General features: G+C 50.1%; 21 protein-coding genes, 1 pseudogene and 1 riboswitch. Of the genes and pseudogenes, 9 read left to right on the forward strand and 13 right to left on the reverse strand.

Going from position 1 to position 23,429, the window contains the following annotated elements:
- Nucleotides 1-105: 105 nt before the first annotated feature.
- Both yegQ and yegS read left to right on the forward strand, forming a co-directional pair.
- On the forward strand, nucleotides 106-1,467 hold the full coding sequence (gene yegQ / locus WB371_RS06275) for a tRNA 5-hydroxyuridine modification protein YegQ (RefSeq protein ID WP_336219242.1): 1,362 nt from the start codon (nucleotides 106-108) through the stop codon (nucleotides 1,465-1,467).
- A 283-nt stretch (nucleotides 1,468-1,750) separates the two neighbouring features.
- The gene (yegS, locus tag WB371_RS06280) at nucleotides 1,751-2,650 is read left to right on the forward strand and encodes a lipid kinase YegS (RefSeq protein ID WP_336219243.1); all 900 of its coding nucleotides are present in this window, start codon (nucleotides 1,751-1,753) and stop codon (nucleotides 2,648-2,650) included.
- On the opposite strand, the gene fbaB is transcribed toward yegS, so the two are convergent.
- Complete coding sequence (gene fbaB, locus WB371_RS06285; protein WP_336219244.1) at nucleotides 2,647-3,699, reverse strand: class I fructose-bisphosphate aldolase; 1,053 nt, start codon at nucleotides 3,697-3,699, stop codon at nucleotides 2,647-2,649. The two genes, yegS and fbaB, sit on opposite strands and share 4 nt — an antisense overlap.
- A gap of 268 nt (nucleotides 3,700-3,967) precedes the next feature.
- On the opposite strand from fbaB, the gene WB371_RS06290 reads away from it, so the two are divergent.
- Genes WB371_RS06290 through WB371_RS06300 form a run of 3 tightly spaced genes read left to right on the forward strand, consistent with a single transcriptional unit; the run spans nucleotide 3,968 to nucleotide 7,202 of the window.
- The gene (locus WB371_RS06290) at nucleotides 3,968-5,239 is read left to right on the forward strand and encodes a nucleoside permease (RefSeq protein ID WP_336219245.1); all 1,272 of its coding nucleotides are present in this window, start codon (nucleotides 3,968-3,970) and stop codon (nucleotides 5,237-5,239) included.
- Entirely contained in the window at nucleotides 5,236-6,240 is a 1,005-nt protein-coding gene (locus tag WB371_RS06295) for an ADP-ribosylglycohydrolase family protein (RefSeq protein WP_336219246.1), read from the forward strand. The genes WB371_RS06290 and WB371_RS06295 overlap by 4 nt, the downstream gene beginning before the upstream one ends.
- Complete coding sequence (locus WB371_RS06300; RefSeq protein ID WP_336219247.1) at nucleotides 6,237-7,202, forward strand: PfkB family carbohydrate kinase; 966 nt, start codon at nucleotides 6,237-6,239, stop codon at nucleotides 7,200-7,202. The genes WB371_RS06295 and WB371_RS06300 overlap by 4 nt, the downstream gene beginning before the upstream one ends.
- Here WB371_RS06300 and WB371_RS06305 read toward each other — a convergent pair.
- From WB371_RS06305 to thiM, 3 genes are read right to left on the reverse strand one after another with little or no spacing between them, the layout of a single operon-like run.
- Nucleotides 7,176-7,922: a GntR family transcriptional regulator gene (locus WB371_RS06305; RefSeq protein WP_336219248.1), complete on the reverse strand. Its 747-nt coding sequence runs from the start codon at nucleotides 7,920-7,922 to the stop codon at nucleotides 7,176-7,178. The two genes, WB371_RS06300 and WB371_RS06305, sit on opposite strands and share 27 nt — an antisense overlap.
- A gap of 41 nt (nucleotides 7,923-7,963) precedes the next feature.
- Complete coding sequence (gene thiD / locus WB371_RS06310; RefSeq protein WP_336219249.1) at nucleotides 7,964-8,764, reverse strand: bifunctional hydroxymethylpyrimidine kinase/phosphomethylpyrimidine kinase; 801 nt, start codon at nucleotides 8,762-8,764, stop codon at nucleotides 7,964-7,966.
- Nucleotides 8,761-9,549, reverse strand: coding sequence for a hydroxyethylthiazole kinase (thiM, locus tag WB371_RS06315; RefSeq protein ID WP_336219250.1), 789 nt, complete (start codon nucleotides 9,547-9,549; stop codon nucleotides 8,761-8,763). Before thiM ends, thiD begins: the two co-directional genes overlap by 4 nt.
- A 31-nt stretch (nucleotides 9,550-9,580) precedes the next feature.
- Nucleotides 9,581-9,677: riboswitch (TPP riboswitch) on the reverse strand.
- A gap of 392 nt (nucleotides 9,678-10,069) precedes the next feature.
- On the opposite strand from thiM, the gene WB371_RS06320 reads away from it, so the two are divergent.
- Nucleotides 10,070-10,741 carry an EAL domain-containing protein gene (locus WB371_RS06320; protein WP_058841485.1) on the forward strand — a complete coding sequence of 224 codons (672 nt, stop codon included), beginning with the start codon at nucleotides 10,070-10,072 and terminating at the stop codon, nucleotides 10,739-10,741.
- A gap of 23 nt (nucleotides 10,742-10,764) precedes the next feature.
- On the opposite strand, the gene WB371_RS06325 is transcribed toward WB371_RS06320, so the two are convergent.
- The 4 genes from WB371_RS06325 to WB371_RS06340 form a co-directional block, all read right to left on the reverse strand.
- The gene (locus tag WB371_RS06325) at nucleotides 10,765-10,965 is read right to left on the reverse strand and encodes a hypothetical protein (protein ID WP_058841486.1); all 201 of its coding nucleotides are present in this window, start codon (nucleotides 10,963-10,965) and stop codon (nucleotides 10,765-10,767) included.
- Between the two features lie 81 nt (nucleotides 10,966-11,046).
- Complete coding sequence (locus tag WB371_RS06330) at nucleotides 11,047-12,081, reverse strand: major capsid protein (protein WP_058841487.1); 1,035 nt, start codon at nucleotides 12,079-12,081, stop codon at nucleotides 11,047-11,049.
- Nucleotides 12,082-12,099: 18 nt separating this feature from the next.
- Nucleotides 12,100-12,441 (reverse strand): hypothetical protein, encoded by a 342-nt coding sequence (locus tag WB371_RS06335; RefSeq protein ID WP_058841488.1) that lies wholly within the window; start codon nucleotides 12,439-12,441, stop codon nucleotides 12,100-12,102.
- A 590-nt stretch (nucleotides 12,442-13,031) separates the two neighbouring features.
- Nucleotides 13,032-14,033 (reverse strand): hypothetical protein, encoded by a 1,002-nt coding sequence (locus WB371_RS06340; RefSeq protein WP_336219251.1) that lies wholly within the window; start codon nucleotides 14,031-14,033, stop codon nucleotides 13,032-13,034.
- Nucleotides 14,034-14,134: 101 nt separating this feature from the next.
- Between WB371_RS06340 and WB371_RS06345 the strand changes: the two genes are divergently transcribed.
- A complete protein-coding gene (locus WB371_RS06345) occupies nucleotides 14,135-15,394 on the forward strand; it encodes a hypothetical protein (protein WP_336219252.1) in 1,260 nt (419 codons plus the stop codon).
- A 252-nt stretch (nucleotides 15,395-15,646) separates the two neighbouring features.
- On the opposite strand, the gene WB371_RS06350 is transcribed toward WB371_RS06345, so the two are convergent.
- The 4 genes from WB371_RS06350 to WB371_RS06365 form a co-directional block, all read right to left on the reverse strand.
- Nucleotides 15,647-16,120 carry a hypothetical protein gene (locus tag WB371_RS06350; protein ID WP_233423239.1) on the reverse strand — a complete coding sequence of 158 codons (474 nt, stop codon included), beginning with the start codon at nucleotides 16,118-16,120 and terminating at the stop codon, nucleotides 15,647-15,649.
- Nucleotides 16,121-16,134: 14 nt separating this feature from the next.
- Nucleotides 16,135-17,244, reverse strand: coding sequence for a DUF6945 domain-containing protein (locus WB371_RS06355; protein WP_179154126.1), 1,110 nt, complete (start codon nucleotides 17,242-17,244; stop codon nucleotides 16,135-16,137).
- Nucleotides 17,222-17,422: a hypothetical protein gene (locus WB371_RS06360; RefSeq protein WP_058841493.1), complete on the reverse strand. Its 201-nt coding sequence runs from the start codon at nucleotides 17,420-17,422 to the stop codon at nucleotides 17,222-17,224. The genes WB371_RS06355 and WB371_RS06360 overlap by 23 nt, the downstream gene beginning before the upstream one ends.
- A gap of 87 nt (nucleotides 17,423-17,509) precedes the next feature.
- Nucleotides 17,510-17,956, reverse strand: coding sequence for a hypothetical protein (locus WB371_RS06365; RefSeq protein WP_058841494.1), 447 nt, complete (start codon nucleotides 17,954-17,956; stop codon nucleotides 17,510-17,512).
- A gap of 2,643 nt (nucleotides 17,957-20,599) precedes the next feature.
- On the opposite strand from WB371_RS06365, the gene WB371_RS06370 reads away from it, so the two are divergent.
- Both WB371_RS06370 and WB371_RS06375 read left to right on the forward strand, forming a co-directional pair.
- Nucleotides 20,600-20,866, forward strand: coding sequence for a hypothetical protein (locus WB371_RS06370; protein ID WP_061354404.1), 267 nt, complete (start codon nucleotides 20,600-20,602; stop codon nucleotides 20,864-20,866).
- A 46-nt stretch (nucleotides 20,867-20,912) separates the two neighbouring features.
- The gene (locus WB371_RS06375; protein WP_058841495.1) at nucleotides 20,913-21,908 is read left to right on the forward strand and encodes a DUF4062 domain-containing protein; all 996 of its coding nucleotides are present in this window, start codon (nucleotides 20,913-20,915) and stop codon (nucleotides 21,906-21,908) included.
- Nucleotides 21,909-22,034: 126 nt separating this feature from the next.
- On the opposite strand, the pseudogene WB371_RS06380 reads toward WB371_RS06375, so the two are convergent.
- A pseudogene (locus tag WB371_RS06380) lies at nucleotides 22,035-23,388 on the reverse strand (integrase).
- Nucleotides 23,389-23,429 lie beyond the last annotated feature (41 nt).

Consider the following 23,429-nt stretch of genomic DNA (forward strand, 5'->3'; position numbering starts at 1 on the left):
CTCCCTGCCCCTCAGCGCTACAATGCCCGCCCTTAACGTGAGGACTCTCCTCTGCCCGCTTCATCAGGTGAAGCGGATCTGACCTGTCATCAGAACGAGAACATTATGTTTAAACCGGAACTCCTTTCCCCGGCGGGAACGCTGAAAAACATGCGTTACGCTTTCGCCTATGGCGCTGACGCCGTTTATGCGGGCCAGCCGCGTTACTCGCTGCGCGTGCGCAATAACGAATTCAATCACGAGAATCTGCAGCTTGGCATCAATGAAGCCCATGCGCTGGGTAAAAAATTCTACGTGGTCGTAAACATCGCGCCGCATAACGCGAAACTGAAAACCTTTATCCGCGATTTGAAGCCGGTAGTGGAAATGGGTCCGGATGCCCTGATCATGTCTGACCCGGGGCTTATCATGCTGGTGCGCGAGCACTTCCCGGAGATGGCGATTCACCTCTCTGTCCAGGCTAATGCCGTCAACTGGGCCACTGTTAAATTCTGGCATTCGATGGGGCTGACCCGCGTGATTCTGTCTCGCGAGCTGTCGCTGGAAGAGATTGAAGAGATCCGCAATCAGGTGCCAGACATGGAGATTGAGATCTTCGTTCATGGCGCGCTGTGCATGGCCTATTCCGGTCGCTGTCTGCTTTCCGGTTACATCAACAAGCGCGACCCGAACCAGGGCACCTGCACCAACGCCTGCCGTTGGGAGTACAACGTCCAGGAAGGCAAAGAAGACGTGGTCGGTAACATTGTCCACAAATATGAGCCGATTCCGGTGCAAAACGTTGAACCCACGCTGGGGATCGGCGCGCCAACCGATAAGGTGTTCATGATTGAAGAAGCCCAGCGCCCAGGCGAGTACATGACCGCGTTTGAAGACGAACACGGCACCTACATCATGAACTCGAAGGATCTGCGCGCCATCGCCCATGTCGAACGCCTGACGCAAATGGGTGTGCATTCGCTGAAAATTGAAGGCCGTACCAAATCCTTCTACTACTGCGCGCGCACTGCACAGGTTTATCGTAAAGCGATTGATGACGCCGCGGCAGGCAAACCGTTTGACCCGCAATTACTGGAAACGCTGGAAGGGCTGGCGCACCGTGGCTACACCGAAGGTTTCCTGCGTCGTCACACACATGACGATTATCAAAATTACGAATACGGTTACTCGGTTTCTGAACGTCAGCAGTTCGTGGGCGAATTTACCGGTGAACGTAAAGGCGAACTGGCAGCGGTGGCGGTGAAGAACAAATTCTCCGTAGGCGACAGCCTGGAGCTGATGACCCCGCAGGGCAACATCAACTTTACGCTGGCACAGATGGAAAACGCGAAAGGCGAGACAATGCCGGTTGCGCCTGGCGACGGTTATACTGTATGGATCCCTGTTCCGCAGGATCTGACGCTGGATTATGCACTGTTAATGCGCAATTTTTCCGGTGAATCCACGCGTAATCCACACGCTAAATAGTTAATGAGGGTTATTTTTTCGCGCACGGAAGATTCTTAGAAACCGATCACATACCGCTTCGTTCATTAAGGGTATTATCCGACCTGCTGAAAAACATAACCCATAAATGCTAGCTGTACCAGGAACCACCTCCTTAGCCTGCGTAATCTCCCTTACGCAGGCTTATTTTTTTGCGGCCTAAATAGTATATTGTGTGCGTATTTTAAGCCTGTTCTGACCTCTCCTTTTCTTTTCTGCTATACACTTTCCTCAGATCTCCTAAAAACTAAAAGGCAAAAAAGGAATGGCAAATTATCCCGCCAGCTTGTTGATTCTGAACGGTAAAAGTGCTGACAACCCCACGCTGCGGGAAGCCATTGGGCTGCTTCGCGATGAAGGTGTGGAGATTCACGTCCGCGTCACCTGGGAAAAAGGCGATGCACTGCGCTATGTGGAAGAAGCCCGGCGTCTTGGCGTCGAGACGGTGATCGCCGGTGGTGGCGACGGTACGATTAATGAAGTCTCAACCGCGTTGATTCAGTGCGCGGGCAATGACATTCCGGCATTGGGCATTCTGCCGCTTGGCACCGCCAATGATTTTGCCACCAGCGTGGGGATCCCCGAGGCGCTGGATAAAGCACTGAAGCTGGCAATAGTCGGTAATGCTATCGAAATTGATATGGCCCAGGTTAACGATAAGACCTGCTTTATCAACATGGCGACCGGCGGATTTGGTACGCGCATCACCACTGAAACGCCAGAGAAGCTGAAAGCCGCACTGGGCGGCGTGTCGTACATTATTCACGGCCTGATGCGCATGGACACACTTAAGCCGGACCGCTGCGAAATCCGCGGCGAGAACTTTCATTGGCAGGGCGATGCCCTGGTGATTGGCATTGGCAATGGACGTCAGGCGGGCGGCGGTCAACAGTTGTGTCCGGAGGCGTTAATCAATGATGGTTTACTGCAACTGCGAATTTTTACCGGGGAAGAGATCCTGCCCGCGCTGTTTTCAACGCTGAAGCCGCGGGAAGAGAATCCCAATATTATCGACGGGGCATCCGCCTGGTTTGATATTCAGGCGCCTCATGACATTACCTTCAATCTGGACGGAGAACCATTAAGCGGACAGACATTTCATATCGAAATCCTGCCCGCGGCGTTACGTTGCCGGCTACCGCCGGACTGTCCACTACTGCGTTAAGCGATTGTCACTTTGCTGTCGAGATAGACATCCTGGACGGCATTGATCAATTTCACGCCGTCAGCCATCGATTTCTTGAAGGCTTTCCGCCCCAGAATCAGGCCCATCCCGCCCGCACGTTTGTTGATAACCGCCGTGCGCACTGCGTCGCTCAGGTCGGTCTCGCCGCCTGCCGCGCCGCCAGAGTTAATCAGTCCCGCGCGTCCCATGTAGCAGTTTGCCAGTTGGTAACGCACCAGATCGATGGGGTTATCCGTGGTCAATTTACTGTAGACCCGATCGTCGGTGTAGCCGAAGTTCACCGCTTTATATCCGCCGTTATTTTCCGCCATTTTTTGTTTGACGATATCGGCACCGATGGTTGCCGCCAGATGGTTCGCCTGACCAGTTAAATCCGCGGAAACATGATAATCAACGCCCTCTTTTTTAAACGCGGAATTACGCAGATAGGCCCACAGCACGGTGACCATGCCCAGTTCATGCGCACGCTCAAACGCAGCGGAAATCTCTTCAATCTGCCGACGCGACTCTTCAGAACCAAAATAGATGGTCGCGCCCACCGCCACCGCCCCCAGATTGAATGCCTGTTCGACGCTGGCGTACAGGGTCTGGTCATAGGTGTTCGGGTAGCTGAGGGTTTCGTTGTGGTTGAGTTTCACCAGGAATGGGATACGGTGTGCGTAACGGCGCGATACAGAAGCCAGTACGCCATATGTCGACGCCACGCAGTTGCATCCGGCTTCAATCGCCAGTTCAACAATGTTTTTCGGGTCGAAATAGAGCGGGTTGGCGGCGAACGATGCGCCCGCGGAGTGTTCCACGCCCTGATCTACCGGTAAAATAGACAGATAGCCCGTTCCACTCAGACGGCCGGTGTTATACAGCGTCTGCATATTACGCAGCACTGCGGGCGGACGGTTATTGTCCATCATCACCCGGTCAACATAGTCATGTCCCGGCAGATAAAGGTGGTCAGAGGGTATGGTCATACAACGATGCTGTAAAAGGCTGTCGGCGTCTTTGCCAAGCAACTGCGCAATATCAGTCATAGCTATGCTCCCGTAAGTTCCGAGAATTCGGAAGATGAATTGTCCTGACCCGCGTTTCGCGAGCAGCTCTAAGTTTGGTACTGTCCGCCCCTTTTTTCCATCTTTAGCGCATTTTTCAGCGGTATCTGCTGGCACGATTCACTGACAAGAAAGTGTTAAGGCGGTCAAGGTTTCATCACAAAGGTATTTCAAAGGTATTATTAAATGGTACTGTCATGACATACCTTAACTGTCATAACATGCCTTAATTGTCATGAAGGATTTAAAGATGAAAACTACAGTGAAACTGTCGTTCATGATGTTCGTCGAGTGGTTTATCTGGGGCGCCTGGTTTGTTCCACTCTGGCTGTGGCTGAGTAAAGGCGGGTTTACCGCCGGTGAAATTGGCTGGTCTTACGCCTGTACCGCGATTGCCGCAATTCTCTCGCCGATCCTCGTGGGCTCCCTGACCGACCGCTTTTTCTCCGCGCAAAAAGTGCTGGCTGTGCTGATGTTTGTCGGAGCGGTACTGATGTATTTTGCCGCCCAACAGACCACGTTTGCCGGCTTCTTCCCTTTGCTGCTCGCTTACTCTCTGACCTACATGCCGACCATCGCGCTGACCAACAGCATCGCGTTTGCTAACGTGCCGGACGTCGAGCGCGACTTCCCGCGCATCCGTGTGATGGGAACCATCGGTTGGATCGCCTCCGGCCTCACTTGCGGATTTCTGCCGCAGATGTTGGGCTACAGCGATATCTCGCCAACCAATATTCCACTTCTGATTACGGCAGGTAGCTCCGCTCTGCTGGGCGTGTTTGCCTTCTTCCTGCCGGATACCCCGCCGAAAAGCACCGGTAAGATGGATTTCAAAGTCATGCTGGGGCTGGACGCACTGATCCTGTTACGTGATAAAAACTTCCTGGTGTTTTTCTTCTGCTCGTTCCTGTTCGCGATGCCGCTGGCGTTCTACTACATCTTTGCCAATGGTTATCTGACCGAAGTCGGGATGAAAAATGCGACCGGCTGGATGACCCTCGGTCAGTTCTCAGAAATCTTCTTTATGCTGGCGCTGCCCTTCTTTACAAAACGTTTTGGTATTAAGAAGGTATTGTTGCTTGGTCTTATCACAGCCGCCATTCGCTACGGATTCTTTGTCTACGGCAGCGCAGAAGAATATTTCACTTATGCCCTGCTGTTCCTCGGCATTTTGCTGCACGGCGTGAGCTACGACTTCTATTACGTGACCGCATATATCTATGTCGATAAAAAAGCGCCGGTACATATGCGTACCGCCGCACAAGGGTTGATCACGCTCTGCTGTCAGGGATTCGGCAGTCTGCTGGGCTACCGTCTCGGCGGCGTAATGATGGAAAAAATGTTTGCCTATCAGGAGCCAGTACACGGACAGACCTTTAACTGGGCAGGCATGTGGACATTCGGCGCGGTAATGATTGCCGTGATTGCCGTACTGTTTATGATTTTCTTTCGCGAATCGGACAAAGAGATTACCGCTATTGAGGTTCGCGAGTCTGCGCTGACACAAGGGGAAGTAAAATGAAAGCAGAACGTATTCTCGGTGCTCTCTATGGGCAGGCGTTAGGGGATGCGATGGGCATGCCATCAGAACTGTGGCCAAGAGCCCGCGTTAAAGCGCATTTTGGCTGGATTGACCGCTTTCTGCCGGGCCCAGAAGAAAACAATGCGGCGTGCTATTTCGGTCGTGCAGAATTTACCGACGACACCTCAATGGCGCTCTGCCTGGCGGATGCGCTGCTGGAGCGTGACGGTGAAATCGACCCGGATCTGATTGGGCGTAATATTCTTGACTGGGCGTTGCGCTTTGACGCCTTCAATAAAAACGTTCTCGGGCCGACCTCAAAAATTGCCCTGAACGCGATTCGTGACGGCAAACCGGTGGCGGAACTGGAGAACAACGGCGTCACGAACGGCGCCGCCATGCGCGTATCGCCGTTAGGCTGTTTGCTTCCCCCTCGCGACCTTGACGCGTTTATCGACGACGTGGCGCTGGCCTCCAGTCCGACACATAAGTCGGATCTGGCTATCGCCGGCGCGGTGGTGGTGGCATGGGCGATTTCACGGGCAATCGAGGGGGATGCGTGGGCGGATATTGTCGACTCCCTCCCCGCAATCGCCTTACATGCTCAACAAAAACGAATTACCACGTTCAGCGCATCCCTCTCTGCACGCCTGGAGATGGCGTTGAAAATTGTGCGCAATGCTGACGGCGCAGAATCGGCCAGTGAGCAGTTGTATCAGGTGGTTGGTGCGGGAACCAGTACGATTGAGTCGGTGGCATGCGCCATCGCGATGGTTGAACTGGCGCAAACGGATCCTAATCGTTGCGCCATCCTGTGCGCCAATCTTGGCGGCGACACCGACACCATTGGCGCCATGGCGACGGCAATTTGCGGTGCGTTGCAGGGTGTCGGCGCTATCCATCCGGCGTTAAAACAGGAACTGGATTCCGTTAACCAGCTCGATTTCACCCGCTACGCCACCGCACTTGCAGCACTGCGTCAACGCCGGGAGGTTTCATGAATGCTTCACGCTTACCCGAACTGCTCGCGGGTTTAACCACCCGCCGGCCGGTCACGGTCGTCGGCGCGGCAGTGATTGATGTTATTGCCGATGCCTACGCCCTGCCCTGGCGCGGCTGCGATATTGAGCTGAAACAGCAAGGGGTTAATGTGGGCGGCTGCGCGCTAAATATCGCCGTGACGCTTAAACGGCTGGGTATTGAGGCGGGCAACGCTCTGCCTTTGGGCCAGGGCGTGTGGGCGGAGATCATCCGCAACCGCATGGGGAAAGAAGGGTTACATAGCCTCATTGAAACCACGCAAGGCGATAACGGTTGGTGCCTGGCGCTGGTTGAACCGGACGGCGAACGCACGTTTATGTCCTTCAGCGGCGTTGAAAATCAGTGGAACGCCGACTGGCTGGCTCAGTTAACAATCCCTCCTCAAAGCCTGGTTTATCTTTCAGGTTATCAACTCGCCTCGCCTTGCGGCGAACTGTTGGTTAAGTGGCTGGAAGGGCTGGATTCGGTGATGTTATTCATTGATTTTGGACCTCGCATTGGTGATATTTCCGATGCGCTGATGGCACGTATTATGGCCTGCCATCCGCTGGTCTCTCTCAACCGTCAGGAAGCCGACATTGCGGCTGAACGGTATGGACTGAGTGAGGATGTGCAAAGCTTCGGCGCACAATGGTTGCAACGATTCGCCGCCCCGGTTGTGGTTCGCCACGATAAAGAGGGAGCATGGTATTTTAGCAAGCAATCCGCTGGTTGTGTGCCAGCCTTCCCGGCGGCGGTTGTCGATACCATTGGCGCTGGCGACAGCCATGCGGGAGGCGTGCTGGCCGGACTGGCGTCGGGCTGGTCGCTGGCGGACGCCGTGCTGCTCGGTAACGCAGTGGCATCCTGGGTTGTCGGACATCGTGGCGGGGATTGCGCACCGTTTCGCGAGGAGCTACTCCTCGCACACAAAGACGTATAAATCGCTTCGGCAATAGCTGATGCTGTACTCAATGGGCCGCTGCTGCTGGTCAAGCGCCACCTGCTTGATCACCAGCACGGGCACTTTATTGTCCATCTGAATATGCGACTGGAACTCTGCATCCGGCATCGTGGCGCTCACTCGCGAGCGGGTGCGCTGTGGATGAATCTGCTGACTGCGGAAATAGTCGTATAACGAAATACCAATCTCATCGGCATCATGAATGAGATGTGACGGTACCCAGGACTCTTCAATGGAAACGGCATCCTCATCGACATAACGGATGCGCTTAAGCAGAAACACATCGCTCCCGGCCGCAATCGCCAGTTGCTGAGCGACATCCTCCGGACACGGGACAATGCGTTTATTCACCCAGAGGGTATCCGGTTTTTTCCCGCGCAGAACCACCTGTTGAGAAAACCCACGCGCCTCTTTCAGCGAATATTCAAAGATGTTGTTGATCTGCGTGCCGTAGCCACGCGCACGCGTCACCACACCCTCTTCTTCCAGCGTCTGCATCGCTTTACGCACCGTAATACGTGAAACGCCAGTCAACTGACTGAGATCCCGCTCACCCGGTAAAATATTGCCATGCTCAAGTACTCCGCTACGCACGGCATTTTTCACCGTCTCGGCAAACTTGATATAGAGCGGCGTATTATCCGCCGCTGAAATACGTTCGTTCAGTTGCGCGATAAGCTGAGTATGCGCTTGTTCCATGAGTCTTTTTCCTGACAGCCAGTCTGCTGCCAGTATATACGCTACCAGTACGCGTGGAAATGATGAACAGGACCGATGCCGTGTCCAACTTCCAGCGTATCAGCCTGCGCCAGCGCCGCCGACAGCCAGGTTTTCGCCTCCAGGACCGTATCGGCCCAGTCTTTATGTCGTGGGCGCAACGCCGCAAGCGCTGCGGAGAGCGTGCAACCAGTACCGTGGGTGTTTTTAGTCATCACACGAGGCGCTGTAAAACGTTGTTCCCCCTCGGGTGTGAAGAGCCAGTCAGGGCTCTGCGCATCGTCCAGATGGCCGCCTTTCATCAATACCGCCCCACATCCCATCGCCAGCAACGCCCGCCCCTGCTCCAGCATCTCTTTCTCGTTACGCGCGTGCGGACAATCCAGCAATGCCGCAGCTTCAGGCAGGTTTGGCGTGATCAGGGAAACCTGTGGCAACAGACGATGACGCAGTGTCTCAACGGCGGAAGCCGAGAGCAATGGGTCGCCGCTTTTTGCCAGCATCACCGTGTCCAGCACCACATTTTGCACCTGATGTCGCCGCAGTCTTTCTGCCACCGCTTCAACGATATCGGTTTCCGCCAGCATGCCAATTTTCGTGGTATCAATGCGCACATCGCTGAACACAGAATCAAGCTGTGCGGCGACAAAATCGGGTTCAATGCGATATACCGACTGTACCCCACGCGTGTTTTGCGCGACCAGCGCGGTAATCACCGAACACCCATAAGCGCCAAGCGCCGAGAATGTTTTCAGGTCGGCCTGAATGCCAGCCCCGCCGCTGGGATCGGTCCCCGCAATGGTCAGCGCATTAATCCGTTTCATACCGCCTCCTCCGTTTTCAGGTTGTAGAGTGCGTCGAGAAATGCCGGGATAAAGCTGCCGGGCCCGTGGCAGATTCGCGTTGCGCGCTCCCCTGCTTGTTTCATCCACGTACAAGCGGATGCCGCATTTTCCAGCCTGTTGCCCGGCAATGCCGTACTGGCTGCCACCACAGCGGAAAGCGCACAGCCGGTGCCCACAACATTCGTCATCAGTGGGTCGCCTCCGGTCACACACAGGGTACGTTCACCATCAGTGATGTAATCCACCTCTCCAGTCACCACGATAATCGCCCCCGTCTGACGGGCAAGTTGTCGCGCCGCGGGTATCGCTGTTGCGGCGGCATCGGTGGTATCCACACCCCGTCCTGTACCGTTTTCACCGGCCAATGCCAGAATCTCAGAGGCGTTACCCCGGATCGCGGCGGGCTTTAAGGTCAGCAGCTCCTGGCAGAAACGACGGCGAAAATCGAGCGCTCCGACAGCGACAGGATCCAGTGTCCAGGGGGTGCTTGCGCCGTTTGCCTGTTCAACCGCAGCCCGCATTGCTTTTGCGCGTGATTGGGTCAACGTACCGACATTGATTAATAAAGCGTTAGCAAGGGAAGCAAACTGACGAGCTTCATCGGGTTCAATCACCATCGCCGGAGATGCCCCCAGCGCAAGAAGTGTATTGGCGGTAAATCCCTGAACGACGTCATTAGTCATACAGTGCGTTAACGGAGAGAGGGTTCGAAAATGTTTTAAGGCATGAGCCGCATCTTCGCGGCTGTGCAGGTCAGGCTGCATGGTTACGCTCCTGCCCGCGTGAAGAAGGGACACGGACAGTGTCTGACTTCCCTACGCTGGCATTATCCAGATCAGGTGGTACGGGTATTTCTCAGCCTTCACAAAGAAGGGCACCCCGAGTCAAATAAAAAAATCAAAAGCTTGCGATTAACGTCCCGTTAATCCCTGTTCTGGATCATGCCAGCGGGAAGCCTAAGACACAACCCTAAAAAATGCTCTGTGTCCCAGCTTGTGTCTCAAGTTGTGTCCCACATCCAAACGACAAAAAGGCCGGATTGCTCCAGCCTCGTTTTGTTGTGATCTTTCGTTGTTGTTCTCGAATTCATTGATATGAATGTGAGGAAGAAAACCGTTCAGCCTCACTAAACTAAGGAATAATCTTAAAAATAAATTATAAAGATAAATCAAAAAGTTATATCAATCGTTTTTATCGATCATATTCTGTTTATTGATCGTTATTATTGATCAATTATTTTTAAAGGTGCATTATCAGCCAGTTATCACTCAACTGGAACGTAACATGCACTCCGAATTCATTGCTGAACCAATAATGAACCTTGAAGGTAAGCTGTTAGGAGTCGAACTTCTTACGCGGTTTATCTCTGACTCCAAACGCCCCCTTCACCCAGCGTTTGTCATTTCAGGATGGGATTTCGATCAGAAGCGCCTTTTTCTCTACAAACAGTTTGGGGTCATAGCCAGTAAGCAGGACTGGTTCGAGCATAACGGTTTGTTCTGCTCTCTCAACATTGATTACGATATGGCGACACTTTTAAGACATGACGGTTTGTTACAGCTAACTGTCAGTTCCATGCCGTTTATCAAACTTGAAATTTCTGAAGAATTTCCTGGTCTTGAGCAAGGGCTTAAAAGCCCGATTCTGAAATCACTATGTCAGGGTGTTAACTCACTGTGGCTGGATGACCTGGGAGCCGGAAATGCAAATGTTGCCAGCCTGCTTGAGGGTTACTTCGAAGTGGCGAAGATTGACCGTCATTTCTTCAATGAGCAAATTGATAAACCCACATTTCCCTTGTTGATAAAAAACATAAAGCGGTACTGCGAGAAGATAGTGGTGGAAGGCGTAGAGAGCAGACAGTATCTCGACCTTCTACAGGAGGTTGGTATTTGGGGAGTTCAAGGATACCTTTTCAAATCAGTCCCGTTTCACAAGGTTAAAAAATTGCTATAAAAAAGCCGGGATTAACCCGGCTCTCATGTTTTATTCTTTCTCAACTTCAACAGCGCTTCACTGATAGCCTTCTCAAGCCCGTTATTTTCAACGTCCATCATGAACGAGGAGCGTGGAACCTTCAGGAACCGACACACGGCGCTAACATTCAGAAAGTCTAAAACGCGCTCGTCTGCAACAGTCAGCAATGGGAAACCGTTATTCGTCTGAAATTGAATTTTCATAGTAATCACCTCTTCTTTGCCTCGCCTTTTCAGGCCATTCTTCACGGTGGGGCCAAATAGTCAGCCCCAAAATCCGCTGTCTTACGCTGCGTCGTTCGTCAGTCGTGTAGTGAAATCCGGACGGTACACAACAGGCAAGATAGAGCTTTCCGCGAATAGCTCAACGTTCTTAAACTTGTCTTGTACGCTCCAGATACGGAAATCAACCGGATCAGCAAATGCCAGATCCAGATTGCGGCTGGTAGCCGTTGCCACATAACCGAAGGGCAGAGCAATATCCGAAGACAGCGGTTTGCTAAAGCGTGGAACCAGGAAGGATTCATCCGGACCAATGCCGTAAAGTGCCTGATCCGTGACCTCCACCACTCGAACATTTTCAATGATGAATGTTGAGAATGCCGGAAGCACTTCTTTATTAAACAGAACATCACGATCAAGCACACCGAACTGAACATTTTGGCGCACGTCTGGGTGATACTTAATGCCGCGATAAACATTACTACCTGCAAACAGGATAAAGCCGTCAAGCTGACCAGCAAGGCCCCCCATGCGCACTTTAGCAGCGGTTACAGCATCATCGAGGCTGCGAAGTGGGTCACCAGAGCTAACGCTGGTTTTGATCGTTCCGGTTGCCTGTTGGTATCCAAATTCATCTTCCCAGGAAATGATCGGCTGCTGGGTGTAGGTCGCTTCGACGGTATTTCGGAATAGTGCGTCAGCGAAAATTTTCTCTTTAGTACGCATGTACTTATCGTGCATTGCGACAGCAGAAGAAGTGACCGCATCCATAACAGACATTTGCAGGTCTGAATTTGGTTTCCTGTATGGTTGCACGTCTGCCGCCGTAATGCGGTCTTGATAGGCGTATAACGGGGCCTCGATCAGGTGATTGCTGGCGCTACGCTTAGGAATGCTGGACCACTCTGAGCCGTAACGATTAACAGAGCTTGCCACCTTCTGGGCGACTTCATCAATGATATCAAGGCTGACCTTTGGACTAGCCGAAGTCTGTCGATCATTGAAAACGTTAAGCGTGGTCAGCAAAGTGTTCTTTGCATCCATGTTAACAAAGGTATTGGTGTAATCCGCGTAGCTGAAATTGGTTGATAGTCCCATGTTGTCTTCTCCTTGTTATTATTCTGCGTCCGGTGCGCTTGTACGGATAGCGCCCGTTTTGGTTAGTGCGGCAATAGCATTAGCCCCAGCGGTAGCACCCATAACAGCGGTGATGGTGTCTTGTTTGATGTAAATCCCGCGATCAGCAATGATGATATGAGCAGCATCTTCTGCCCTGTGGTGGCTCAGGACCAGCAGGCAGTCATCACCAGAGACATAAGCAGCCCCAGCGCTGGTAATGCAACTACCCGGCTGGACTTCTACAGCTAGATCGACAGTAATAGTCTTGCGGTCAAAATTCGGATCGGCTGCATACGCGATCACGTCATTGTAAGAACGTTCAGTTGTTCCCATTTTCATATAATTAACTCCCGTTAAATTTCACATAGCTATGTAAACAAAAGGCCAGCGCCTGCTTGAGCCGTAAACGGCGACAGGGCCAGCCTTTCGAATTGTTCCGATGAAAAAAAGTGACCGGACGGAGAGTCGTCCGGTGTGAATTTCACTGGTAGGAATGAGGAGGCGGCAACGCTCCAAAGAATGGGTAAGGAGCCCCAAAAACGTTGCCACCTGATGCCGTTAGTGTCCGGCTGACAACCTGTCGAGGAGGACAGGAATTTTGGCAAATCCACCTTGGGTGGAAATCTTTTCTGGAGTACACCCAGCGGCTATGGCGTAGCCTTTCTGTGAGAGTGCAGGTCATTGGATGTACTTTAGAAAAGAGGCTCTGAACGGTGTCACAGAGCCTGCTTTATATTTCGTAAGGAGAAGGAATGACAATGGCTGTTGTACGCACATACAATTTAAATTATCACCCTATGCAATTATTTTACCACGAAACAATATCTTTCACAACAAATACTTGGCATATTTGACGGAAATATATTGACTTCCTGTGAAATTTGTTATTGAGATAATGAGACCCCATCATGAGGGCATTTTATGATGTTTTATTGAGCAACGCCCAGAATGAGGTTGTTCTGCGCCTGTTCGTAGTCCCTCAGTTTTGTATCAATCAAACCGTTAATAGCGCCGTCATTCACGTTAATATCAAGCGGTGAGAGTTTAATCTCAGCTTCGCCAGTGACCGCAACAGGAATCGGCTGTCGCTGCGTCATGCTGTCAATTGTCGGAACCGTGAACGTTGGTTGCTGGGGTTGTATTGAGTTGAAACCAGGAACATTCAACGCTAGCGCTGGATCGTTATACGCCGTGCCTGAGCCAATATTGCTCGGTGCTGAACTATCCAGCCACGGATAAATCTGCTTAAGGGTCTGACCGATGCTACGTGGATCAAATCCTGTCTTTTCCTTAATCCAATCGGCAGCACCGTTTGCGGAATCATCCACAACGGTGTTGTAGACTGCATCCGGAAGTGTTGCACCCTCGTTAACACGTTGGCCCACCCGTCCGGCAAATAACAACATATCAGCAGTCGCCTGGCCTACAGCCTTCCCCAAACTATCCATAATAGGAACGAGGCCAGCCATACCTTTGCTAAAGCTGGAAGTGTTCTTGCCAACCTCTCCCAGCCCATCAGCAAAACCTGAGCTAAAAATATCACTCAACGAATCGTTGATCCTGGAATATTCAACAGAGAGAGCACCCAAACGGTTTAACTGTTCCTGTTGTGCGTCTGACAGGGCGTAACCATTACGGGCGAGGTCATCCATGCGTTTCTGAACAGCGTCACCACCGTCTACAAAGGCGGGTAAAACCTTGCTCGCATCGTTGATACTTTCTGCAAACGCAGCCGTTTCCTTACTAGAAAATTTGAACTGACGGGACAACTGAGCCAGGTAAACCATTGCGGTGTTAAAATCGAGCTTGTCTAGCTCCTTAATAACGCGCTTCGCCGTCGCTGCATTGGATTTGCCAGCGATGGCATTGATAAGGTCTCTAAATCGTTGGGGGCTGATAGTCGTCCGGTGGTAAGTCATACCGCTGACCATATCGATCCTGAAATGCTGGCGAAGGCTAAAGCAGCGGCTGCTGCTCTCGCAAAATCTGATCCTGATCGTTACGGCAATATCATCAAGCAGCAGGGGGGGCAATGAGTAGTGGAGCAACCAACAAGATAGTGACGAGCACCGTCAATATCGTAAGCTGGGAAATTTCCCGCTCTAGTTACGAAGCAGCGAAGAAGAAAATTCTGTCACTTCAGCAATTAACTACCAAACCCGCTAAAGCGCTGGAGCAAGCTCAGAAGCGAACCGCCCAGAGTGAGGGTAAATCGGCTCTTGAAGCAGCCCGTGCTCAAACACAGCGCCTTAAAATGGCTCAAAAGCTTTCGCTAGAGCAACAACGCCAGGCCCAAGCCCAGGCAAAGATCGCAAAACAGGAAGAGGCTCACGCCCGGAAAATGCAGGCTCTTAACGCCAGAGGGCAGGCTCAACAATTGGCAGATAGTGAACAGATCCGGAGACAAAACGCCCGTTTAGCCAATATATCCGCAAAAGTGCAGGCCGCAGCCAGATCACGAGCGATGACCTACAACCCTAACATGGGCGGTCAACATTACGATCCTGGTCTTGTTTCCCGTCAGACTGACGCAATGAACCGTGGTCACGGCGCTGTTGCTGCTGACATCGCAGCCACCAAAAAGGCGATGGCCCTGGAAGAGAAGCGCCAGCGTGAGAAAGAGGCGGCTTTTAAACGACAAATCACCGCTCACGATACACTCCGCAGGGCAAGCTTGACGATCAGCCATATCGAAGCTGCATCCCTGGCTGACAAAATGAAAGCGGTGCAGGCCATTAAAGAGGCCACTAAGGGGTACGCCGAGCAGCGTTATACCATCGCAGAAATGCGCCATGAACTTGCTAAAGCGACTCTGGAAACCAGACGCCAGGCGCGTATTAACCGCCAGATTGTTAAAGATAAAGCGAAAGCCGAGCGAGCAGGGCGCATCAATGCTCAACGTCTGACCCGTGAACGTAGCGAACGTGGTTATGGTGGCCTCGCTGCTACTGGTGTAATTGCAGGGGGTTCCCTGATTGGCTCAATGGGGGTTGCTCGTGTTGGTCAGACCCTACAGGGGAGCGTTGAGCGCAACCAACAGATGAAAACTCTACAGTCTCAAGGTATTTCACGCCTTGAATATGAAGCGGTGCGTGATGTTGTTGCAAATAAGACTGGCTTTAACATTTCCCCAGATAAAATGCTGGATTTCCAGGCTGACTTTAGAGATAAGGTGGGCCAGTTGACCGCCAATGGGATTTGGAAGACCGACAAGAGCGGCAAAGCGACGTTGTCCGGTGCTGGTGAACTAGGCGATCCGTTTAACCTTGGTGGACGTATCCACCGGGGATGATTTGAGGTATTCAGGATGCTTTTCTAAGTGCTGGGCGGTGACGCTCTTTAGATTATCCCGCGCCTTTTCCAATGCATACTGTTCTGCTGACATGCCATGCATAGCGGCAAAAATCCGATCTCGGATGCTTAGTGTCATTTTATGGTATCTCCAGAGTAGGATTAGCCCGCCGATCAGGACGTGACGAAGCGCCAGCCAGACCACGGGCAGGTAAAAGATGTAATTAAGGGTCAAGATTCCCCGTCAGGGATGTTAGTAGTGCAGGCGTGGTGAACGTCGCTGTGGGTTCTTCTGTTTTCTGGCGACTGTTTCACGATAGGCCACAAACAACGGATCAGTATGATCCGGCATTCGAGATGCCATTTCTTTCTCAGTGATTCCTTCACGCTTAAGAAGCGTTACCACGGTGAATAGAGGCAGTTGAAGGTCAGCACAGATTTTTGCCAGCATTGCGCCGGATTCGTAGTACATTCGGGCCATTCGCTTAGTGGCATACTGACTGGTATTGCTTATCTTGCGACAGCGAGGATTCCACGAGTTATCGTAAAGGCCTTTTACCAGGTCATACGGCAAGCGTAGGAGCAGCGCCGTTTTGCCTGGAGAATAACCGTGCACGAGCATTTTTTTAGCAGTCTCGATCAGCGAAGAATCACGAGAGCGGGATTTGTAAAAGCGGGACAAATCTGGGTTTTCAGCCTTTAGGCCGTTGCATTCAACATTGTTCAATTCTTCTCCGTATATCAAAATGGTATCGTTTCATTGGAAAAATCATGCACAGATTCAGATTTCGGCAGTAAGTGCACAGGGATGTATTCAGGCAGAGCCGCCTCAATCCAAACGGGGATACTGTGCTGGATCTCCTCTTCGGATTTTCCTTCCCGATGTGCCTTGTAAGCTCGTGCCATAGCATAAGCGAACCCATATTTTTTTAGAGTTCCATCATCATTACGCTTGGGAGCATCATCACCGCTCAGGGCATCGATAAATTCTCCAGTGATCACGCCGTTTTCATCAAAGATCGTTACCTTGCTCAGTTCTTCAAAGTAGTGCTGGTCGATCAAAGCTACGATCCTGTCAACATCGGCTTCACCGTGTGAAGCACCATACTCCATAAATCCGAAATCTCCGGGACCATTTTCACGCCAGCACTTCAAGGAGTCGAGGTCAGCTATCTGGGGGGATTCTTGTTTTTTGACTTTTGGGAATTGGATAACATTTCCACCATTCACCGTATCATCACAGGAAATAGCATCGCCGCTATCACCAGCAGGCTGTGAAACGCCAGATTGCTGTTCAGGATCATTCGTGGCAGGTGCAGGGGCCACAGTAACGGATTGTGCGCCATTCTCGCTCTCCTCGATTATTGGCTGTGCTATTTTTTTCGTCTTCTTGGTTTTCAGACCACTGACCCGAACATGATCGTAAGACGGCTGACCATTCGACAATTCCTGATAGATGAATTCCAGGTTGTGATCGATATCGGTAAGCTGTTTAACGAAGTACTCGCAGGCATGACCTGACTTCTTCGCCTTTGGCGCTTCCCAGTCAATAAGGCCCAGCGCCTTGAGATCCTTCTTCACCTTCTTGAAGGTCGATTTAGAAACGTCACACTTGATAGCAAGGTTTTCATCTGAATCGTAATAGTGACCAGTTGACTTGCCAGCCGCGATGTTTTTTGGATTAGTCAAACCACGGAACTGATCTTCCAGATGGGCATAAATTATTCTGTGGTCGTTCGTTACCCTGATCACTTCTCCTGTACTTTTTACAGCAATTGTACGAGCGTCCAAGCGCTTAGGAATAATGCGTGATGGTTCTTTGATAACGTTAGATTTTACTGCTTCTGTCATTTTGATCTCCGTTAGGTTTCGCCTTGCTGGCTAATGCTGGTTTGATGTCTGGTGTGTTGTCGAAAATGTGCGCGGCAGTCTCCAAGATTTCATTACAGAGCCGTGCCAGTGGCTTATCCTGCCTGTTAGCTTCAGCCAGTAGAGCTTGATAAATGTGCTGCTGGAATTTGATGTTCATCCAATTGTCCTCCTCGTTCTGGGTACAAAAGAAACCTCGCCAGTGGTCGCCCAGAAGGCGAACCGGCTCAGGTTTTGTTCAGTGTTGTTAAGCTGCGGTTGCTGTCGGGAACTCGCCAATCAGTGGGAAACCGTAGGATTCCAGTTCTTCAGCACCAGTTGTTGCCACAAGCAACATAATGATTTGTTCGTGGGTCAGATCAAGATTGAGCTTGCTCAGGTAAAGTTGGCGGTGACCTTCTAGAATTGGGCGAAGAATTTCGGTCAATTCCATTCCTGCGGCACGTTGATTGCTCAGAGGCTTCAGCACCGACTTCACTGCCCGTGCATGTTTCGCCTTTTTCCGTTCCTGCTTCAGGATATGAAGACAGACGGCGATCTGTGGGAATCGAGCATGTACAGCATCCGCGCCACCATTTCTACTAATGAAGGCCCACAAGGCTGATTTGGTGTATTTGCCGTTCAGGATGAGAGCAGCGATCTGCTCGCCTGTCATAGTGGTCAGGTCGAGACGTTGGGATTTCGGTTTATTCATTGGGTTCTCCGTTTCTGTTGAAAGAATTATTCGCGGAGGTCTTTTTGTACCCGTTTTGTATTGCCGTGAGATTGACAAGGGATGTCGTGATAACGGCAGGATTATTCGAGGATTCGTAGGAAAATCATTACCCTACCTATTCATTATATCAGTTTTCACTTGAAATAGAAAGCTTTATTTTAGCAAATTTTATAATGCCTCATCATCACATTATCAACTACCGAAATCTTTGTCAATAGGGCTAAATCGCTCTGTAACGCATTCTGCGGGGACTTGCCTTTATAGCAGTACCATCGTATTACCAACACCATTTAAACGCCGTAGAGAGGCGCTGAGGAAGTCAGTTAGCCAACCCACGCCGCCCCGGAGTAGATCGGGTAAACAAGTTTGCCCCTGTCGCCAATCGGCTCCATTCACATTGGACTACCGCGCGTGTTTCACGCTTGCTTTTCCACACAGTGAGAGCGGTAGCTCTCTGGCTAGGCCGTTACACGGTGAACCAGAGGTTCATCACTTCGTGACCGGATAGCGTACCCTTTGGATAACCCGACACACAGAACAGCAACCGGAGGTTGTTGTGATGGGCTATGGAGGGTTAGAAGGTCACGAGATGACGGGTCTGTTCACGTCATCGAAGATGAGCTTCTTACCACACAGATTCTGAAGAGGCGTAGCCATTGCAGAGCAGAGCGATAAAAGTTCTCACTCTTTAACACCAACAATTGAACGCATGTTCAACCTGACCTTGACCTGGGTTTTACTGATCTTATTGGTTTTACTGATCTTATTGTGAGGTTTAGTGAGGTTTAGTTATGTTCTTATTGGTGGTTGTCTAGCGACCTTATAAATCCATTTATATGGTTGTGTGACGACCTTATAAAGTGGTTATGAGGTTGTGTGACGACCTTAAAAACCGTGCTGGTATCACCGGGTGAGAAATTTCTAAGTCATCCACGCGACCAACTTCTAGTTTGATACGTCCGCGTCATGCTCCAATGGCACAATCAACGGCAACACCTGAGGCGGTCCAGACACCTGATCCGCTCCGAGAATTGATCATCTCCCTCCCCCGCTTTCATCTGAAAGTACCGACCATTCTCCGCGCTGGCTGAAGATTGGCAACCCTATACTGGTTTTCTGTGAAAATTTGGTGGATGATCTTTACCATTGGCTATCCTGCGAACAAAATAGATTAAACGCACCTCAAATAGCCTATAATCCGTAGTTAATCATGCTAAAGTGGTCGCTTGGCGTACAAATCACAAGTCTGTACCTATGAGCGTTATGGTGTGGTGCATGCAACGAAGCCAGTAATGGCGTGGCCTCGGCAGATCTGTCACTCGTGGTGTGGCTAAACACAATCACCGATCCGCCCTTCCATACCGAAAAAATTAATTTTCTTCGCAAAATCAACGAAAAATCATCCATTTCTGGGCGTGTCAGAGCTTCTCAGCGGGGCGCTGTGCTATGGGTGGGTCAGTTCACGATTGTGTGGAGATAACGCCGCTACGGGCTTCTGGTGGAGCATACGGGACTATTGGTGGGACGGCTTGCGCTGGTGCGGGAAAAGGTACGTATCCGTGACCTGCAAGGGCGGGAGAATTTCGCCAGGTGACGATAGTCCTTCACCCCGTTGTGGTAACGTCGCTGTAGTGGCTTTGTGTCTGCTGGTAAACAGAAAAATGTGCTTTTATGGCGTTTGACACACTGGCAGCCTCAAAGGCCTAAAACCTGAAATTGTGTGGTGACCAGACAAACTCATCCAAAATCCTTGAACAAGAGAACTCACCTCGAATCCTCTCTAATGCTTTCCTTCTGTTGATGAAATCGCTGTTGTGTACCCCGCTTCGCATCAACGCTCCGAAAAGCAATACCTGACTATTCCAGTCAAGTACTTATAAGATACAATATGTTAAATGGCTGTACAATTAGTGAACAGAGGCACTTCAAAACATCAAGTTATCTCCCTTGCGTCAGCCCAAAGCAGCATTGTGTAACTGCACTGCTTGTTGCAGTGAGGCGAGTCGCTGAAAGCATCACGTAGCGATACTTGGCGAAGAAAAGCGCTTTTCACCGAGGGTCTGGGCTGACGGTCTAGCAGATCACCAACTGTTACGAGTGCATTCTTACTTCCATCGTTACGCACACATATATGTTATCTATATGTTGCACGTAATTATCAAAACCACTGGCAACATTCATTATTCTTATAAAGATTGCGCGACATCATGTTGCGCAATTCTGACCTCCCGTTGAAGAAATCAGCACTCGATCAGATTTTGAATTTTTTTTCTTAATTATTGACATCTCTTCCAGGCCTTATGCTGTGTAGGGTTTTGCATTTTTACCCTTTCACAACCTCAATTTAACGTCAAAATCAACCCTTGTGCAGAAAAGAATCATCACTAGAATATCGACTATGTGGGGCCGCTATTGATTGACCACCCCCACATGTAGTGCCGCGCCTGAATTTTAGGCTCAAAAAAACCGGATTCATTTGCATGAACCCGGCTTACAAAGCATGACCAATACGAGTCGCCAAACTCGTATGAATCTTAGCCTTGCCTTCATTTTTGACGGCTTGATTGTGCCAGGCAAAGAGGATCATGTAAACCTTAAAATGACGCTCATAAGGAGCAATGCATGACTATTTGTAAACAATCACACCGTTACAACACTCTTTTCATTAGCTTACCTCACGATCAAGGTGGTGAAGGTCGCCATAAATGTTGTGGCTGCGCTTACGATCAGGGTTACCGCGCTGGCTTGGCTCGCACAGGTCAGGTTTGGGTAGACTTAGCCGCCTTACCTGATAGCCAGGCGGGAACCGTTCGCCACAAAAGTCCTCAAGCAGCGTTTGCTGATGGTTATCGTGATGGTGTGCGTGAATCCTACCGTCACGCTGGTTAATGTTGAATGAAGGGGCTCATGCCCCTTCCTCTTTCAAGGGATAAAAATGGATAAACGTTACCAGGTTTTCGTAAGTTCAACTTTTACGGATTTAGAAGAAGAACGAAAACACGTCATACAAACTCTGATGGAAATGGATTGCATTCCAGCAGGCATGGAGTTGTTCCCAGCAATCGATGAAGGCCAATGGGAGTTCATAAAAAAAGTAATTGATGACTGTGATTATTATCTGCTGATCATTGGTGGTCGTTATGGCTCTGTTGCGGAAGATGGTTTAAGTTACACCGAAAAGGAATTCGATTACGCAGTTTCAAAAGGTTTACGCGTCGTTGTTTTAGTACATGAGAATCCGGAAAATCTACCTTTAGCCAAATCTGAAAAAGATTCTGAACTCAGAGAGAAGCTAGTTGCATTCATAGAGAAGGCCTCAACCAATCGTCTCAGGAAAACATGGGCAACAGCAAAAGACCTACCAGGGTTAGTAGCCCTTAGTATGAGCAAGACAATGAAAACGTATCCAGCAGTCGGTTGGATTAGGGCAAACCAAACTTCTAAAGAATCCGATTTAAGAGCACTTATAGAGTTACAAAAAGAAAATGAACAACTTAGGTTTGATCTTGATCAACTCAAAGCACATAGCCCTAAAACTGAAGAGTTGAACCTCGCTGATTTTGAGAGTGTTTTCGAGTTTAAATGCCAATCTACTTATTTCCAGAATAGCCGTGAAAGGTTATCAATATGGGATGCAAGGATGTCCTGGAAAGACATTTTTGCTCTTATCTCGCCCTATCTTACACAACATCTCAATGAATCAATTGTGTCGCGAACTTTAGGCGATGCAGCCAAAGAAAAAGAAAATCAAAGCGGAAGCTCACCTAAGGTCATATCTCAAGATTTAAAAACTATCTCTATACAATTACAAGCATACGGGCTAATCAACGTTGAAAATCTGAGGACCACAACAGGAAAATATGACTTATTTTGGACTTTGACCACAAGCGGTAAAGATTTAATGATTAAAATCCGAACAATAAAAAAATAAACTCAAGTAGCATCAGAGTAAGTAGTCTTTGTTTCGCCCCCTACGATGGGGGCGATTTTTATACTCCTTCCATGGATACTGCTATTATCTGTTACGCAAATATACCAACCGAGTTAGTGAAATCAATTACCAATCCAAGCCATCAACCACATAGCATACCGTGGATAGCGGGAATGTATGCAGATTAGCGCCTAGTGATTCCAGAGCCGCTCTTCTCATGACCAACCACCTGTTGCAAATGCGCCAAGTTGCCAACCCAACCAGCCAAGCAGGTTGAGATCATTGTGTGTCTGAAACTGTGCACCAGGCGGCGTTGTCCGTAATCATCAAGGTAAGGGATTCCAAGTTGATCGCGAACGTCAGCAAGCACTTTGCCGATCTTCGGCATGTTCTTACCCGACACAGGTGAGAAAATCTTCTCTTTCCATTGACGGTTTACAAACTCAAGAAAACCCCACTCGATTAGTTTGGGATGGATCGCCACCTGCCTTGTAGCGTTCTCGGTTTTACCCTGCCCTCCTTCCGCTATCAGGAGATAGTGCCGCTGGCTATCTTCATCAAATTTGATCTGTGATTTTTCCAGCTTGGCGATCTCCCCTCTTCTGGCCCCCGTATATGCCAACAGCAAGGTGATCCACTTCTGCCAACCGTCAGGCTGCTTGAGCGCCCATCCCACGAACTTTCTCATTTCTGCTGCACTATATGCGCCAAACCTTGCTTTCGATGGTGCAGCAACTACACCATCAGTCGGTGATTTCTCCAGAATATCTTTATTGTCAGTCAGGAAGGTTTTAAACAGCGATTTGTAAATCTTCAAATGCTTGTGGATAGACTCAGCGCCAACCAAATCTTCTGGCGGAACATCATCACACTCGATCAGTTGCTGAACCGTCATTGACCGATAAGGCTGCACAACACGCTTTGGCAAGTTTTCAACAACTTCCATCACCTGCTTGATGTCCTGCTTGGTTATCGTCGTTACGTCTGTTGATGCACCGAGGACAATGAACATGACTTCCATAAAGCGCTCATTAGCCTGTGAAATTGCCTTCGTCCAGTTCTGAGCCTTCTCCTTTTTATACATATTCCAAGCGCCAGCCAGTGTTAACACATCCTTTGACTGTGCTTCTGTTTGTTCTTCCTCATCTTCTGAAAGCGCAACAACCTCGCGGTATTCCTGAACAACTATCGGCTGAAGATTGCGCCGTTCTTCACTGAGAAATTGTTGTGCCAGCCATTGTTCATTCTGCTGCTTCAGGCTATTGCCATACTCGGAAAGACGCTTACCGAAGTGATCCGGTTGGATGGTTCCACGTTGAACCAGAGGGATTACAGGAGAAGCAAAAGACATGAGCAACTGCGCCTGGGTGTGGCTGTCAGTCTCCAGCGACTTGCGAAAATATTTATTACCGGGCAGGCGGAAACGAACGTAATAAATCCCGTTGCGTGTGATGGTGTGACGTATGGTTCTGTGGCCCATTCTGAAAGCCTCATTGAGTAATGAACTATCAAAACAGGACG

The organism is Citrobacter amalonaticus, assembly GCF_037053465.1.
Classification (GTDB): Bacteria; Pseudomonadota; Gammaproteobacteria; order Enterobacterales; family Enterobacteriaceae; genus Citrobacter_A; species Citrobacter_A amalonaticus_H.

Coding starts and splice junctions, on each gene's coding strand:
- WB371_RS06295 (WP_336219246.1), top strand. CDS start 5,236: ATGAAAGCAGAACGTATTCTCGGTGCTCTCTATGGGCAGGCGTTAGGG.
- WB371_RS06335 (WP_058841488.1), bottom strand. CDS start 12,441: ATGAAAATGGGAACAACTGAACGTTCTTACAATGACGTGATCGCGTAT.
- fbaB (WP_336219244.1), bottom strand. CDS start 3,699: ATGACTGATATTGCGCAGTTGCTTGGCAAAGACGCCGACAGCCTTTTA.
- WB371_RS06360 (WP_058841493.1), bottom strand. CDS start 17,422: ATGAACATCAAATTCCAGCAGCACATTTATCAAGCTCTACTGGCTGAA.
- yegQ (WP_336219242.1), top strand. CDS start 106: ATGTTTAAACCGGAACTCCTTTCCCCGGCGGGAACGCTGAAAAACATG.
- WB371_RS06340 (WP_336219251.1), bottom strand. CDS start 14,033: ATGGTCAGCGGTATGACTTACCACCGGACGACTATCAGCCCCCAACGA.
- WB371_RS06325 (WP_058841486.1), bottom strand. CDS start 10,965: ATGAAAATTCAATTTCAGACGAATAACGGTTTCCCATTGCTGACTGTT.
- WB371_RS06365 (WP_058841494.1), bottom strand. CDS start 17,956: ATGAATAAACCGAAATCCCAACGTCTCGACCTGACCACTATGACAGGC.
- WB371_RS06305 (WP_336219248.1), bottom strand. CDS start 7,922: ATGGAACAAGCGCATACTCAGCTTATCGCGCAACTGAACGAACGTATT.
- yegS (WP_336219243.1), top strand. CDS start 1,751: ATGGCAAATTATCCCGCCAGCTTGTTGATTCTGAACGGTAAAAGTGCT.
- WB371_RS06375 (WP_058841495.1), top strand. CDS start 20,913: ATGGATAAACGTTACCAGGTTTTCGTAAGTTCAACTTTTACGGATTTA.
- WB371_RS06355 (WP_179154126.1), bottom strand. CDS start 17,244: ATGACAGAAGCAGTAAAATCTAACGTTATCAAAGAACCATCACGCATT.
- WB371_RS06300 (WP_336219247.1), top strand. CDS start 6,237: ATGAATGCTTCACGCTTACCCGAACTGCTCGCGGGTTTAACCACCCGC.
- WB371_RS06370 (WP_061354404.1), top strand. CDS start 20,600: ATGACTATTTGTAAACAATCACACCGTTACAACACTCTTTTCATTAGC.
- WB371_RS06345 (WP_336219252.1), top strand. CDS start 14,135: ATGAGTAGTGGAGCAACCAACAAGATAGTGACGAGCACCGTCAATATC.
- WB371_RS06330 (WP_058841487.1), bottom strand. CDS start 12,081: ATGGGACTATCAACCAATTTCAGCTACGCGGATTACACCAATACCTTT.
- thiD (WP_336219249.1), bottom strand. CDS start 8,764: ATGAAACGGATTAATGCGCTGACCATTGCGGGGACCGATCCCAGCGGC.
- WB371_RS06290 (WP_336219245.1), top strand. CDS start 3,968: ATGAAAACTACAGTGAAACTGTCGTTCATGATGTTCGTCGAGTGGTTT.
- WB371_RS06320 (WP_058841485.1), top strand. CDS start 10,070: ATGCACTCCGAATTCATTGCTGAACCAATAATGAACCTTGAAGGTAAG.
- thiM (WP_336219250.1), bottom strand. CDS start 9,549: ATGCAGCCTGACCTGCACAGCCGCGAAGATGCGGCTCATGCCTTAAAA.